A 14,945-nucleotide genomic window follows, 5' to 3' on the forward strand; every position below is an offset into this window, starting at 1 on the left:
GTGACCGAGACAAGAGAAGCGTCGGGCTCGCCTCGGGCGGTGACAATCGAACGCGTGCCGTCGGGCGGGCGGGCAGTCGAGCAGCGGACCCGTCTGTGGGCGGTGCTCGCCGCCGTCGTGGGGATCGTCGCATCCATCGCGATGCCGTTCCTGCCCGTGACGCAGACCACTGCGACCATCGACTGGCCGCAGAGCGAGAGCAACGCAGGCATCTCGGCGCCGTTGGTGTCCTACGCACCGGTCGATCTCGACGCCACGATCGAGTGCCGGTCCGTGCGCGACGCGCTGCCGGACGGCGGCACCGTCTTCTCCACACTTCCCGCAGGAGCTCCCGACCGTGAACGCTACGGGCTGATCGCCCGTGTCCGGCCGGCCGGTGACGACGGGCCGGCGGTGTTCGAGGTGATCTCCCGCAACACACTGCTCGCCTCCGCGCCGGTGGACGACCTGGCCGGGGACTGCTCGGTCACCCTGTCCTCGAACTCGGAACGTACCGTCGCCACGATCACCGGCTCGGCCGCGGCGTCAGGGGAGCGGACCTTCGACCGAGACCTGCGGCCCCAGCTCGTCGGCATCTTCACCGACCTGCCCGGTCCCGCACTCGACGGTGTCTCGGTCACCGCGACCGTCGACACCCGCTTCACGACGTCTCCGACGGTGCTGAAGATCGTCGCGATGATCGTCGCGGTGGTCGCCACGGCACTGGCGTTGTGGACGCTGGCCCGGCTCGACCGTGCCGACGGTCGTCGCCACCGCCGCCTGTTGCCGGCGTCGTGGTGGTCGTTCACCCGTATCGACGCGTTGGTCGTCGGAACGTTGCTCGTCTGGCACGTCATCGGGGCGAACACCGCCGACGACGGTTACCAGCTCGGAATGGCCCGCGCGGCGGGCGAGGCCGGGTACACGGCGAACTACTTCCGGTGGTTCGGTGTGCCCGAGGCACCTTTCGGCACCCCCTTCTACGACGTTCTGGCCCTGATGACCCAGGTCTCGACGGCGAGCGTCTGGATGCGGCTACCGGCACTGACCGCCGGAATCCTGTGCTGGTGGGTGCTCAGCCGCGAGGTCGCTCCGCGTCTCGGCGTCGCGCTACGCCGCAACCGGCTGCCGCTGTGGACCGGGGCGCTGGTGTTCCTGGCGTTCTGGCTGCCGCTCAACAACGGACTGCGCCCGGAACCGATCGTCGCGACGGGCGTCGTGCTCACCTGGTGCTCGGTCGAACGCGCGATCGCCACCCGGCGTCTGCTGCCCGCGGCGGCCGCGATCCTCGTCGCCGCGCTCACCGTGACCGCGGGACCGTCGGGCATCATCTGTTTCGCTGCGCTGATCGCCGGTGCCCGCCCGATCGCCCGCATCCTCCATCGGCGTGCGCAGACCCTGGGATGGCTGCCGGTACTTACGCCGATGCTCGCGGCCGGACTGGTGATCTTGGTGCCGGTCTTCGCCGACCAGACCCTCGCGGCGGTGCTGGAGATGCAGCACGTGCACGGCGTCGGTCCGAACGTGCCGTGGTTCCAGGAGTATCTGCGCTACCAGTACCTGCTGCAGATCACCGTGGACGGCTCGCTGGCCCGCAGGTTCGCGGTCTTCACCCTGGTGTTGTGCCTGGCGGTGGCGATCGTGGCGATGCTGCGCCGCGGTGGGCACATCCCCGGCACCGCGCAGGGACCGTCCCGCCGCATCGTCGGCATCACCCTCGGCGCGCTGGTGCTGATGATGTTCGCGCCCACCAAGTGGACCCACCACTTCGGTATCTACGCCGGTCTGGCCGCCGCGGTGGCGATGCTCGCCGCCGTGGCCACCGGACCCGCGGTGTTGCGTTCGCGACGCAACCGCGCCCTGTTCGCCGCGGCGGTGTCGTTCGTGGTGACCATGTCGTTCATCGGCCCCAACGGCTGGTGGTACGTCTCGAGCTACGGGGTCCCGTGGTGGGACAAGCCGCCGTCGGTCGCCGGATTCGGTTTCTCCACCGTCTTCTTCGCCGTGACGGTCGTCGCGTTGCTGCTGGCCGCGTGGTGGCACATCCACCCCGTCGCCTCCACCCGCACCGACACCCCGTCGCGGTTGTGGGCGGTGCCGCCGTTGACCGTCGCCGCCGCGGCGATGGTGCTGTTCGAGGTGCTGTCACTGGCCAAGGGCGCGATCTCGCAGTACCCGGGCTATTCGGTGGCACGGTCCAACGTCGACACGCTCACCGGCAACTCGTGTGCGCTCGCGAACGACGTGCTGCTCGAAACGGATCCGAACGCCTCGGTGCTCACCCCCATCGGCGCCGACGCGGCCTCCGCTCTCGATGCCGGGGGAGGGGACGGGTTCACGCCGGGTGGTGTCGCGCTCGATCTGACCCCGGACGACGACTCGGCCTCGGCCGGCACCGCCAACACCGTCGACACGAACGACGACCAGAGCTCGACCGGCGGTACCGGTGGCACCGGCGGCGGTACCGGCAGAGTCGGAATCAACGGCAGCACCGTCGCATTGCCGTTCGGCCTCGATCCGGTGACCACGCCGGTGCTGGGCAGCCACGGATCGTCCCTCGGCGACGTCACGAGCGCCTGGTTCCGGCTGCCCGAGCCCGACGCGACCGGATCGCGTGGGGATCTCGTCACGATCGCCGCGGCCGGCCGGATCTTCTCCGTCGACGCCGACGGCACCGAAACCTACGGTCAGCGACTCGAACTCGAATACGGAACCACCGCTGCCGACGGCAGCGTGACCGCGCTGGGACGGGCGCTGCCGATCGACATCGGTCCGTCGCCCTCGTGGAGGAATCTGCGTGTCCCGATGGACACGCTGCCGGCCGAGGTCGACGCGGTGCGGATCGTCGCCTCCGACAACGATCTCGCGCCCGAACAGTGGCTGGCGTTCACCCCGCCGCGCGTGCCGCAGACGCAGACTTTGCAGCAGGTCGTCGGGAGCGACACACCGGTCCTGCTGGACTGGGCTGTCGGTCTCAATTTCCCGTGCCAGCGGCAGATGGTGCACCGCAACGGCATCGCCGAGATCCCCGAGTACCGGATCCTGCCGGACCGGATCGGTGCTATCTCCACGGATCTGTGGCAGGACCACAACGGTGGCGGTCCTCTCGGCTGGACCGACCAGCTGTTGCGGGCCCGCACGATCCCGTCGTATCTCGATCACGACTGGGACCGCGACTGGGGAGCGATCGAGCAGTACACACCGATCGATCCGTCGACGGAGACCGCGGAACTCGACACCGCCACGGTCACGCGCAGCGGTCTGTGGAGCCCGGGTCCGATCAACACTGCCTACTGACGGAACCAGGCCTCCGCACGCCCGGCGAGGGCCTTCCCGAGCCGCAGACGCGACGTCTCGGTGAGTGGCTCGGGGAGGTCGTCCGGCACGAACCACGCCACCTCGAGGTTCTCGTCGTCGGCGACGCGTGCGTCCCCGCCGGTCGCGCGGAGCAGGAAGCACACGTCGAGGTACTGCGCGACGTCGCCGTTGGGATAGGTGATGGGTGCGGTGACGTCGACGCTCGTCAGCCGCACGATCTCGGCGGCGACACCCGTCTCCTCGAGCACCTCCCGGACTGCGGCGACAGCCGGTTCCTCGCCGGGTTCGAGGATGCCGGACACCACGGCCCACATGCCGTTGTCGGCGCGGCGGGTGAGCAGGACGCGGTCGTCGCCGTCCGTGACGATCGCGCTCACCCCCGGCAGCCACAGGGGAGCGGTTCCTACGTGTGAGCGGAGCTGGACGACGAAATCGGGTATCGGCACGCCCTCGTTTCTATACCGGCAGGCGTGCTGCCGCCGGTCGAGCCGGCGATCAGTTCGAATATCCGTTGAGGGTGTACGTCAGGTCGGTGAGGATCGCCCGCGCGGCGACCGGTCCGGGGGTCGACCACACGTCGTCGGTCACGGAGAACAGACGGTTGTCGCGCACGGCCCCGAGGTCGAGCCACTCGTCGGTCTGCATGTAGTCCTTGCCGGCCTCGAGTCCGTCCTCACCGGCGAAGCGTACGAAGATCACATCGCCGTCCGCCGGGGCCGGGTCCTCCGTGTCGACGGCCTGCCACGGTTGTCCGTCGACGACCGCGAACCGCTGGGCCGGGGGCCGGGCAGCGCCGACGTCGCCGAGCACCTGCCCCGCGAACGACGCGGTGCCCTCCACGGTCGGGCCGTCGGCCGTGAACCGGACGATCGACGCCTGCGTCTGGGACGACACGAGCTCGCGGCCCAGATCGCGCGCGGCCGTCGCGTAGTCGTCGAGCACGCGACGTGCGGCCTCCGTGCGCCCGAGCGCCTCACCGACCCGCACGAACTGTTCCCTCCAGAAGACCGGATCGGACCCGACCAGCACGGTGGGTGCGATGCCGCTGAGGGAGGCGTAGACGTCCGGGGCGGTGGAGGAGCCGAGGATCACATCCGGCTGTGCGCGCTCGATCGCCGCGACGTCCGGGTTGCCCGCGGCACCCACGGGCGGGAGTTCTCCGATCCCGTAGCCGAGATATTCCGGCCGGCCGGTGAGCTCGGCGCTCGCTCCCACGACGCGCTCCCACAGCCCCAGGGCGCACACCGCGTCGAGCGCCGCGGGGTCGAGGACGACGATCCGCTGCGGGTCGGCGGGCACATCCGACCGGCCTGCGGTGTGCAGGACCGGCCGGGTGCCGGTGGTGGGCTGTCCCGGATCGAGCGGGGAGGGGAGTGCGCACGCGGTCGACGTGTCCCGGTCGATGCCCACGACCGACGCACCGGCGATGCGGGTCGTGGTGCGCACGATCTCCGATGCGTCGTCGTCGGGAGGTGTGGAGCATCCGGCCAGGGCTGTCGTCACCGCAGCGACGGCTGCGACGAGCACTGCTCGTGACCGGTGCACGGAAAACACGTCGGACCAACTCCTGTAGGACGCTGCTCGGATCGGACGGCTCAGGCTATCCGGTCGTGTGACGGTCGACGCCGAAGGTGTCCGCGAGGTCGTCGAGGATGCGGTGCGCACCCTGGATGCTCACCGGCATCATCCACACGCTGTCGTCGACCTCGACCTTCCGTCCCTGCAGGTTCTCCCACAGCGGATTGGTGACGAAGGGTTCGGCCGCCGCCTGCGCCTTGCCGTCGCCGAGGTCGTAGGTGGTGACGAAGATGACGTCCGCCTCGGCCTCGGTGATCAGTTCGGGGCTGATGGCGTTCATGATGCTCGACGGATCCGACGGATCGGGACCCTGGCTCGCGGGGCGGGCGAGACCGGCGTCCTCGAGCACGATGCCGCTGAACGAGGTGGTGCGGTACAGCCGGGCCGTCGGTTCACCGGCGAAGCGGACGATCGAGATCGTCGGGTTGCCGGCCTTGGCGTTGATGTCCGCACCGATGGCCGCGGCGCGCTCCTCGTACTCGGAGATCTTCTGCTCGGCGAGGTCCTCCTTGCCGATGGCCTGCGCGACGAGGCGGATGTTGTCCTTCCACGTCGGTCCGGTCGACTGGGAGAAGACGGTCGGGGCGATGGCGGACAGTTCCTCGTAGTTCTCTCCGTCGCGCACCTCCGCCGAGAGGATGAGGTCGGGTTCGAGCGCGGCCACCTGTTCGAGGCTCACGTCCGCGGTCTTGCCGACGGACACGGCGTCGGTCGCGTACTGCTGCGAGTCGCCGAGATAGTCGGGGAATTCGTCGGTGCGGTAGTCGACGTACCCGACGAGAGGTGCCTCGAGGAGAAGCACGGCGTCGGAATAGCTCGTGTCGAGCGCGACGATGCGGGTCGGCTCGCTCTCGATCGTGGTGGAACCGCGGAAGTGTTCGACGGTCCGGGGGAAGCCGGCGGCCGAGTCGGACGCGGTGTCGGTGGTCGCGTCGTCGGAGGTGTCGGCCGAACTGCAGCCGGCGACGAGGAGTCCGGCGGTCAGCAGTGCTGCCGCGAACCGGGCTGGTCGGGAGGAGAGAACAGGCACGGGTCGTCCTTCTGTGATTGCGGGGGGAAGTGCACCCTAACCCGTGCTGTTCGCGCGTGGTGGGGTCACCTGGTCTCGCCCTTGCATGTGAGGTGCAGCACAGCCTCGGATTGTGGTTGTCGGCTCCGCTCCAGGTAGCCTCGCGAGTCGAGTACGACAGTGAGTAGGACCCGGAGGGCGACCGTTTCGGGCAGGGTCTACGATTCGATGAGCGCAAGCCAGAGACCGTTCGCCTCCAGCCCGAGGTCGAGCGCGCATTCAGGAGGATTAGTGACTGCCGTAGCGCCCCAGCCAGTCCCAGAGATAGCTGCAGCAAGGCCGTACCCGCCGCGGCAGGGACCCAAGGGTTCGTTCATCTACAAGATGATCACGACCACAGATCCCAAGATGTTGGGGATCATGTACATGGTCACCTCGTTCGCCTTCTTCCTCATCGGCGGCCTGATGGCCCTGCTGATGCGCACCGAGCTCGCGGTCCCCGGCCTGCAGTTCCTGTCGAACGAGCAGTTCAACCAGCTGTTCACCATGCACGGCACGATCATGCTGCTGATGTACGCGACGCCGGTCGTGTTCGCCTTCGCGAACTACATCCTGCCGCTGCAGATCGGCGCCCCCGACGTCGCCTTCCCGCGCCTGAACGCCTTCAGCTACTGGCTGTACCTGTTCGGCGCGACGATCGTCATGCTCGGCTTCGTCACCCCCGGCGGTGCCGCGGACTTCGGTTGGACGGCGTACACGCCGCTCACCAGTGAGATCCACTCCCCGGGTGTCGGTGCCGACTTCTGGATCCTCGGCCTCGGCGTGATGGGTCTGGGCACCATCCTCGGTGGCGTCAACTTCATCACCACCGTGGTGTGCATGCGTGCACCGGGCATGACCATGTTCCGGATGCCGATCTTCACCTGGAACATCCTGATCACCAGCCTGCTGATCCTGCTCGTGTTCCCGCTGCTGACCGCCGCCTTCATGGGCCTGTTCGTCGACCGTCACCTCGGTGGCCACATCTACGACCCCGCCACCGGCGGTGTGCTCCTGTGGCAGCACCTGTTCTGGTTCTTCGGTCACCCCGAGGTGTACGTCATCGCGCTGCCGTTCTTCGGCATCGTCTCGGAGATCTTCCCGGTCTTCTCCCGCAAGCCGATCTTCGGTTACACCGGTCTGGTCTACGCCACGATGGCCATCGCGGCGCTGTCCATCGCCGTGTGGGCGCACCACATGTACGCCACCGGCGCCGTGCTGCTGCCGTACTTCTCGTTCATGACCTTCCTGATCGCCGTCCCGACCGGTGTGAAGTTCTTCAACTGGATCGGCACGCTGTGGAAGGGTCAGATCACGTTCGAATCGCCGATGCTGTTCTCGGTCGGCTTCATCGTGACCTTCCTTTTCGGTGGCCTGACCGGTGTCATCCTCGCGAGCCCGCCGCTGGACTTCCACCTGCACGACTCGTACTTCGTGGTGGCGCACTTCCACTACGTGCTCTTCGGCACCATCGTGTTCGCGACCTACGCCGGCATCTACTTCTGGTTCCCGAAGATGACCGGACGCATGCTCGACGAGCAGCTCGGCCGCTGGCACTTCTGGCTGACCTTCATCGGCTTCCACACCACCTTCCTGGTGCAGCACTGGCTCGGTAACGAGGGCATGCCGCGTCGCTACGCCGACTACCTGCCGTCCGACGGGTTCACCACCCTGAACACGATCTCCACCATCGGTGCGTTCGTGCTCGGTGCCTCGACGCTGCCGTTCCTGTGGAACGTCTTCAAGAGCTACCGCTACGGCCAGGTCGTCACGGTCGACGATCCGTGGGGCTACGGCAACTCGCTCGAGTGGGCCACCAGCTGCCCGCCCCCGCGGCACAACTTCACCGAGCTGCCGCGGATCCGTTCGGAGCGTCCCGCCTTCGAGCTGCACTACCCGCACATGGTCGAGAAGATGCGCGCCGAAGCGCACGTCGGCCCGGGCAGCGACAAGCACAACGTCAACGTCCTCGAGGGTGCCGACCGTACCCCCGGCGACCATCCGCGCGCCTGAGCGCAGATCGACGATCGACCGAAGCCCCACCCGTTCACCGGGTGGGGCTTCGGCCTTTCCGTGGGTCCGGACCCGCGAACGGGAGCGGCGGTTCGCCCTGCAACAATGAACGAGCGAGCCGGTACGCGCGTGCGTCCGTGTGTACCTCGACAGACAAGCGATCGGAGACGTAGTGGCGTCTGACAGCACGGTGCTGGTGACCGTGACCGGACCTGACCATCCCGGCGTGACCTCGGTGCTCTTCGCAGCGCTGACGCGGCACGACGTCGACCTCCTCGATGTGGAACAGGTCGTGATCCGTGGCCGGCTCACCCTCGGTGTCCTCCTCGTCTGCCCGACCGATGTCGAAGCGATGCAGGACGAGGTCGAGTCCGCGATGGCCACCATCGGCATGCACGCCGACGTCCAGATCGGGGCCGAGCGCGGCGCCCGCACCGTCTCGACCCACGCCGTCGTCGTGCTGGGCAGCCCGGTCAGTGCCAAGGCGCTGCGATCGGTGGGCCGCACCCTCGCGGCCCAGGGCGCGAACATCGATTCGATCCGCGGCATCGCCGACTACCCGCTCACCGGCCTCGAGCTGATGATCACCGCGCCCGACACCAGCGTCGAGGCCGACGCCGCGCTGCGGCACGCCCTCGTCGAACTCGCCGCGGGCCTCGACGTCGACATCGCGGTGGAGCGCGGCGGTCTCGCCCGTCGTTCCAAGCGCCTGATCGTCTTCGACGTCGACTCCACGCTCATCCAGGGCGAGGTCATCGAGATGCTCGCCGCGCACGCCGGTGTCGAGGACAAGGTCCGCGAGGTCACCGAGGCTGCGATGCGCGGTGAGATCGACTTCGCGCAGTCCCTCGAACAACGCGTCGCGACCCTCGCGGGTCTGCCGGCGACCGTCATCGACGAGGTCGCCGAGCAGCTCGAACTCACTCCCGGTGCCCGCACCACGATCCGGACGTTGCGTCGGCTCGGCTTCCGCTGCGGCGTCGTCTCGGGCGGCTTCCGCCAGGTGATCGACCCGCTCGCACACGAACTCGAACTCGACTTCGTCCGCGCCAACACGCTCGAGATCGTCGACGGCAAGCTCACCGGGCGAGTGGTCGGCGACATCGTCGACCGCGCCGCCAAGGCACGCGCCCTCCGCGAGTTCGCCGACGAGGCGGGCGTGCCGGTCGAGCAGACCGTCGCGGTCGGCGACGGCGCCAACGACATCGACATGCTCTCGGCCGCGGGCCTGGGCGTGGCGTTCAATGCCAAGCCGGCCTTGCGCGAGGTCGCCGACACCGCACTGTCGTATCCCTACCTCGATGCGGTGCTCTTCGTCCTCGGCGTCACCCGCGAGGAGATCGAGGCGGCCGACCGCGTCGACGGAACCCTGCGCCGCGTCCCGATCGACGGCAGTGTCTGAGCTGGACCCCGACTTCGCGGACACGGCGCCCGAGCCGGTCTTCGAGGCCGCACCCGATCGGGTCTTCGACCCGGCCTCGGATCCGGGTTTCGCCGAGCGCCACGGCGTACTCACCCGCGGTTACGGGCACCGGCCCGACCCGGAGGATCCGGCGAAGGTGCAGGCGATGCCGATTGTGCTGCACATCCCCAAGGTCGATCCACCCGCCCGCAGTGCGGTGCTCGAAGCCGCCGCGATGGCCACCGTGGCACTGTGTTTCGACCCGCGGGTCGGTCCCGGCCCGGACGGCGAACCCGGTCCGTGGCAGGAACCCTTCCTCGCATGGAACGACGCGCGGATACGGAAGGTCGCCCGCCGCGCCCGCGGAGCGCACTGGCGTGCCGCGCAGGACGTCGACGGAGTCACCGTCGACCACGCCGGTGCCCAGGCCCGGGCGTTCGTGCCCGGCCCGGTGGGGGAACTGGACCCGCGCATCTCCCGCCTGCAGATCGGTGGCACCGACCTGCCCCACGACGATCCGCCCCCACCGGCGGACGGCGTTCCGGTCCTCTGGGTGCAGAAGGACCTCGAGATGACCGTCGGCAAGGCGGCCGCGCAGGTCGGTCACGCCGCGATGCTGTTCGCCGGAGCATTGGACGTCGACACCGCACGCGCTTGGGCTTCCGACGGATTCCCGTGTGCCGTCCGCGATGCGGACGAGGCCACCTGGCGCGAGCTGCTCGCCCGCGTGGAAGCCGGCACGGCCGTCGCGGTCCGCGACGCGGGCTTCACCGAGGTGGCCCCGGGTTCGATCACCGTGATCGCGGTGCCCGGCACGGTCGACGAACGAGCCTGACCTCCACCGGCGTCGTGCCGCCGTGGATCATCCTTGCTCGATGGGTCCGTCGTCCGCGATCCAGAAGATCAGCACCGTCGGACCGTCGACCGGGTACGAACTTCCCACCCGCATCGGGGAGGTGTCCGCGGGCCTGCCGTCGGGGGCACTCGAATCGAAGACGCACACGATGTTGCCGCGATACCACTCGGGTCCGGCGAGGGTCACCGTGGCGGCGTCGCCCGAATGCAGAACGAACAGCCCGCTGCTGTCCTCGAGAGTGACGCCGGTGCGGGTCACGGTGCCGAGTTGCGAGCCGTCGACCCAGCCCTGCAGCGTGCGGCGACTGTCGTCCTGCCACGCATCCTCGTCGAGTTCGATCCCCTCGATGCCGAACCACACGAGATCGGGATAACCCACGGACCGGGCGCGGCCCTCGAAGAAGCGTCGCTGCCGCAGCACCGGGACGCGCGTGCGCAGGCGGAGCAGTTCGCGCACGTAATCCGTTCGCGCACGGTCGGCGTGCTCCCAGTCCAGCGGCCAGGCGTCGCGGACGGGGACGTCCTCGGGGACGCAGTAGGCGTTGTTGTTGCCGTTCTGCGTGTGCCCGAACTCGTCGCCGGCGAGCAGCATCGGTGTGCCCGTCGACAACAGCAGCGTCGCGAGCATCGCCCGGATGTGCCGGTCGCGGGCGGCGAGGATCTCCGGATCGTCGGTCGGCCCTTCGACCCCGTGGTTCACCGACTCGTTGTTGTTCGACCCGTCCCGGCCCTCCTCACCGTTCTCGTCGTTGTGCTTGCGCTCGTACGAGACCGCATCGGCGAGGGTGAAACCGTCGTGGGCGGTGACGAAGTTGACCGACATCCACGGCTGCCGGATGTTCCTGTCGTAGAGGTCCTCCGAACCGGTGAGCCGCGACGCCATCTCGCGGATCCCGGAACGTCCCGCCCAGTAGCGGCGGACCGTGTCGCGGTAGCGGTCGTTCCATTCGGCCCATTGCGCGCCGAAGTTCCCGAGCTGGTAACCGTGTGCGGTGGCGTCCCACGGTTCGGCGACGAGCTTGACGTCGCAGAGGACGGGATCGGTGACGATCGCGGTGAGCAGTGCCGCTCGCGGATCGAAGGCCCCACCGCGGGGACGGGCCAGCGCACTGGCGAGGTCGAAGCGGAAGCCGTCCACCCCCATCACGTCCGCCCAGTACCGGAGGCTGTCGCACACCATCCGCACGACGATCGGTGAGGACGCGTCGAGGGTGTTGCCGCACCCCGTCAGGTCGATGTCCCGTCCGTGCGCGTCGAGCAGGTAGTAGCCGGGCGCGTCGAGACCGCGCCAGGACAGACTCGGACCGTCGACCGATGCTTCGCACGTGTGGTTGTAGACGACGTCGAGCAGCACCTCGAGCCCGGCGCTGTGGAAGGCGTCGACCATCGTTCGGAACTCGGCGATCTCGTTGCCGGGCGTGACGGCGTAGGCGGGATGCGGCGCGAAGTACGAGGCGGTCGAATAGCCCCAGTGGTTGCGCATCCCCCGCGCACGCACCGACGGCTCGGTCACGAAGGCCTGCACGGGGAGCAGTTCGACCGTCGTCACTCCCAGCCCCACCAGGTGGTCGATCACCGACCGGTGGGCGAGTCCGAGATAGGTGCCGCGCAGTTCCGGCGGCACGAGCGGGTGACGGGCCGTGTACGAACCGACGTGCAGTTCGTAGACGACGGTGTTCTCCCACGGCACGCGGGGTTTGTCGTGCATGGGCGTCAGGACGGGGGTCACCACCGACAGAGGTGTGTGGCCGAGCGAGTCGGTGCTCGACATCGCACCGAACGGGTCACCCTGGTGAGGGATCAGCCGGTCCGGATCACCGACGTCGCCGACGATCCGGCGGGCCCACGGGTCGAGCAGGATCTTGTGCGGATTGGTACGCAACCCCCACTGCGGTTGCCACGGCCCGTAGGCGCGGTAGCCGTACCGTTGCCCGGCGCCGACGCCGGGGACCACTCCGTGCCAGACCCCGTAGGTGCGGTCGGGCAGGTCCACGCGGTGTTCGTTCCCGTCGTCGTCGACGAGGCAGACCTGGACGCGGTCGCTGTGCGGGGCGTGGACGGCGAAGCGTGTCCCACCGTCGACCGGGGTGGGGCCGAGCGGGAAGGCGGCCCGGTCGGGGAGCGCGACCGAGCCGGACACGACAGCAGATTCGGATGCGGAGGACGACACGGGAACCGATCCTGCCGCGTTTCGGGCTCGGGCGTAAGAGAAGATGGTCCGCGTGGCACAACCTGATCCCGATTTGCTCATCGAATTCGACGACGTAGTGGTCCGACGCGGCGGGAACGTCCTCGTCGGTCCCGTGACCTGGAAGGTGGAACTCGACGAACGTTGGGTGGTTCTCGGACCCAACGGGGCAGGAAAGACCTCGCTGCTGCGGGTCGCGGCGGCCGAGACGTTCCCCACCTCCGGCACCGCGCACGTCCTCGCGGAGACGTTCGGAAAGACGGATCTGTCCGAACTACGACCCCGGATCGGATTGTCCTCCGCGGCCCTGGCCAACCGGGTGCCGAACGACGAGAAGGTCACCGATCTCGTGCTCTCCGCGGGCTACGGCGTGCTGGGCCGGTGGCGCGAGCAGTACGACGACATCGACACGAGCCGCGCGGTGGAGATGCTCGAGAGCCTCGGCGCGGAACATCTCGCCGACCGTCTGTACGGGACGCTGTCGGAGGGCGAACGCAAGCGTGCGCTCATCGCCCGGGCGCTCATGACCGACCCCGAACTGCTGCTGCTCGACGAGCCCGCGGCCGGTCTGGACCTCGGCGGTCGCGAGGAACTCGTGGCCCGGCTCGGGACGCTCGCGGCCGACCCGGATGCCCCTGCGATCGTGCTCGTCACCCATCACGTGGAGGAGATCCCGCCGGGCTTCACGCACGCGCTGCTCCTGAAGGAGGGCGGTGTGGTCGCCCAGGGCCTGCTCGACGACGTGATCACCGCCGAGAACCTCAGCGCGGCGTTCAGTCAGTCCATCTCGCTCGACAAGGTCGACGACCGGTTCTTCGCCCGCCGCACCCGCCAGGCGGGACGGCACCGCCGGTGACTCCGGGTCGGGTGGTGCCGGGACCGATCGGTTAGGTTGAGGCCATGGCCAACAATCGCTCGGCATCCACCTTCGATCCCACCGCGGTACCCATCCGCGACGCGTCCACCGTGATGCTCGTGCGGGACTCTGCGCGCGGCGTCGAGGTGTTCCTGCAGCGTCGTGTCGTCGGCATGGACTTCGCCGGCGGCATGACCGTCTTCCCCGGCGGCGGTGTCGACACTTCCGACACCGACGCCGAGGTGCGGTGGACCGGACCGGACGTGACCTGGTGGGCCGAGCGGTTCGGTATCGGCGAGGCGCAGGCCCGTGCGCTGGTGCTCGCGGCCGTGCGCGAGACCTTCGAGGAGTGCGGCGTGCTGCTCGCCGGACCCACCGAGGATTCGGTGGTGGCCGACACCGGTGACTACGCGGAGGCGCGTCGTCTGCTGGAAGCGCGCGAGTTGTCCTTCGGCGACTTCCTGGAGAAGGAACAGTTGGTGCTGCGCGCCGACCTGCTGCGTCCCCACGCGAACTGGATCACCCCGCTGGGGGAGCGGCGCCGCTACGATACGCGTTTCTTCGTCGCCGCGGTACCGGAAGGACAGCGGGCCGACGGCAACACCAGCGAGACCGATCTGGTGCAGTGGCAGACCGCGGAGGAGGCCCTCGCCGACTGGCGGTCGGGCCGGTGCATCCTGCTCCCGCCCACGTGGAGTCAGCTGTCGATCCTGTCGGGCTTCGCCACGGTCGCCGACCTCATGGCGGCGGATCCGGTCATCGAGCCGATCCTGCCGATCATCAGCCGTCGCGACGGGGCGGTCCACATCGCGTTCGACGGGGACGAGGCCTACTACGAGGTCGGTACTCATCCGTGGGCCCAGCGCTCCGACATCTAGGCTGAGGACCATGGCTGAATTCGTGACCCTCGACGTCTCCGACGGCATCGGCACCATCCGTCTCGACCGCCCTCCGATGAACGCGTTGAACCGGCAGCTCCAGGAGGAGATCCGGGCCGCTGCGCGCGAGGCGACCGTCCGGTCCGACGTGAAGTCGGTGATCGTCTACGGCGGCGAGAAGGTGTTCGCGGCCGGCGCCGACATCAAGGAGATGGCCGACCTGAGCTACGTGCAGATGAGCGAGATCGTCGGCGACCTGCAGTCGGCCCTCGGGTCGATCGCCGACATCCCCAAGCCCACCGTCGCCGCGATCACCGGCTACGCCCTCGGTGGTGGCCTCGAACTCGCCCTCGGCGCCGACCGGCGCATCGTCGGCGACAACGTCAAGCTCGGCACGCCCGAGATCCTGCTGGGCATCATCCCCGGTGGCGGCGGCACCCAGCGACTGGCTCGGCTCGTCGGCCCGGCGAAGGCGAAGGATCTCGTCTTCACCGGTCGTTTCGTCGGCGCCGACGAAGCCCTGTCGATCGGTCTGGTCGACGAGGTCGTCGCCCCCGACGACGTCTACGAGGCTGCGCGTCGCTGGGCCGGGCAGTTCACCGGCGCCGCCTCGCGCGCGCTCGCCGCTGCGAAGGCCGCGATCGACCAGGGCCTCGACACCGATCTGGATACGGGTCTGAAGATCGAACAGCACGTCTTCGCCGCGCTGTTCGCCACGAAGGACCGCACCATCGGCCTCGAATCGTTCATCGAGAACGGGCCGGGCAAGGCGAAGTTCGTCGGCGAGTGATGCCGACCGGCACCTGCACTTGTCCATAGCTTACCGATGA

At 68.9% G+C, this 14,945-nt stretch carries 11 protein-coding genes; 7 read left to right on the forward strand and 4 right to left on the reverse strand.

Annotated features, from left to right (window positions below; genetic code table 11):
* The first annotated feature begins 39 nt into the window (after positions 1-39).
* Complete coding sequence (locus NVV99_RS17795) at positions 40-3,276, forward strand: arabinosyltransferase domain-containing protein (protein WP_080678470.1); 3,237 nt, start codon at positions 40-42, stop codon at positions 3,274-3,276.
* Here NVV99_RS17795 and NVV99_RS17800 read toward each other — a convergent pair.
* The 3 genes from NVV99_RS17800 to NVV99_RS17810 are packed head-to-tail and all read right to left on the reverse strand — an operon-like array spanning position 3,270 to position 5,905.
* Positions 3,270-3,743, reverse strand: coding sequence for an NUDIX domain-containing protein (locus NVV99_RS17800; RefSeq protein ID WP_024101414.1), 474 nt, complete (start codon positions 3,741-3,743; stop codon positions 3,270-3,272). The genes NVV99_RS17795 and NVV99_RS17800 overlap by 7 nt on opposite strands.
* A 49-nt stretch (positions 3,744-3,792) precedes the next feature.
* The gene (locus NVV99_RS17805; RefSeq protein WP_024101413.1) at positions 3,793-4,842 is read right to left on the reverse strand and encodes an iron-siderophore ABC transporter substrate-binding protein; all 1,050 of its coding nucleotides are present in this window, start codon (positions 4,840-4,842) and stop codon (positions 3,793-3,795) included.
* 55 nt (positions 4,843-4,897) lie between these two features.
* On the reverse strand, positions 4,898-5,905 hold the full coding sequence (locus tag NVV99_RS17810) for an ABC transporter substrate-binding protein (RefSeq protein WP_006550399.1): 1,008 nt from the start codon (positions 5,903-5,905) through the stop codon (positions 4,898-4,900).
* A gap of 270 nt (positions 5,906-6,175) precedes the next feature.
* On the opposite strand from NVV99_RS17810, the gene ctaD reads away from it, so the two are divergent.
* From ctaD to NVV99_RS17825, 3 genes are all read left to right on the forward strand, one after another.
* On the forward strand, positions 6,176-7,936 hold the full coding sequence (gene ctaD / locus NVV99_RS17815) for a cytochrome c oxidase subunit I (protein WP_024101412.1): 1,761 nt from the start codon (positions 6,176-6,178) through the stop codon (positions 7,934-7,936).
* Between the two features lie 172 nt (positions 7,937-8,108).
* Positions 8,109-9,338 carry a phosphoserine phosphatase SerB gene (serB, locus tag NVV99_RS17820; RefSeq protein ID WP_024101411.1) on the forward strand — a complete coding sequence of 410 codons (1,230 nt, stop codon included), beginning with the start codon at positions 8,109-8,111 and terminating at the stop codon, positions 9,336-9,338.
* A complete protein-coding gene (locus NVV99_RS17825; protein ID WP_006554579.1) occupies positions 9,331-10,173 on the forward strand; it encodes a peptidyl-tRNA hydrolase in 843 nt (280 codons plus the stop codon). Before serB ends, NVV99_RS17825 begins: the two co-directional genes overlap by 8 nt.
* 27 nt (positions 10,174-10,200) lie before the next feature.
* On the opposite strand, the gene glgX is transcribed toward NVV99_RS17825, so the two are convergent.
* Entirely contained in the window at positions 10,201-12,363 is a 2,163-nt protein-coding gene (gene glgX / locus NVV99_RS17830; protein WP_024101410.1) for a glycogen debranching protein GlgX, read from the reverse strand.
* A 43-nt stretch (positions 12,364-12,406) separates the two neighbouring features.
* Here glgX and NVV99_RS17835 point away from each other — a divergent pair, with 43 nt between their 5' ends.
* The 3 genes from NVV99_RS17835 to NVV99_RS17845 are packed head-to-tail and all read left to right on the forward strand — an operon-like array spanning position 12,407 to position 14,905.
* On the forward strand, positions 12,407-13,237 hold the full coding sequence (locus tag NVV99_RS17835) for an ABC transporter ATP-binding protein (protein ID WP_006554577.1): 831 nt from the start codon (positions 12,407-12,409) through the stop codon (positions 13,235-13,237).
* 44 nt (positions 13,238-13,281) lie between these two features.
* Entirely contained in the window at positions 13,282-14,115 is an 834-nt protein-coding gene (locus NVV99_RS17840; RefSeq protein ID WP_006554576.1) for an NUDIX hydrolase, read from the forward strand.
* 10 nt (positions 14,116-14,125) lie between these two features.
* Positions 14,126-14,905 carry an enoyl-CoA hydratase-related protein gene (locus NVV99_RS17845; RefSeq protein WP_019288413.1) on the forward strand — a complete coding sequence of 260 codons (780 nt, stop codon included), beginning with the start codon at positions 14,126-14,128 and terminating at the stop codon, positions 14,903-14,905.
* Positions 14,906-14,945 lie beyond the last annotated feature (40 nt).

This window comes from Rhodococcus sp. PAE-6, from assembly GCF_025290685.1.
GTDB classification, from domain to species: domain Bacteria; phylum Actinomycetota; class Actinomycetes; order Mycobacteriales; family Mycobacteriaceae; genus Rhodococcus; species Rhodococcus pyridinivorans.

What these genes read in the sequence shown, in the direction of transcription:
- NVV99_RS17835 (WP_006554577.1), top strand. Translation starts at nt 12,407, where the DNA reads ATGGTCCGCGTGGCACAACCTGATCCCGATTTGCTCATCGAATTCGAC.
- NVV99_RS17845 (WP_019288413.1), top strand. Translation starts at nt 14,126, where the DNA reads ATGGCTGAATTCGTGACCCTCGACGTCTCCGACGGCATCGGCACCATC.
- NVV99_RS17840 (WP_006554576.1), top strand. Translation starts at nt 13,282, where the DNA reads ATGGCCAACAATCGCTCGGCATCCACCTTCGATCCCACCGCGGTACCC.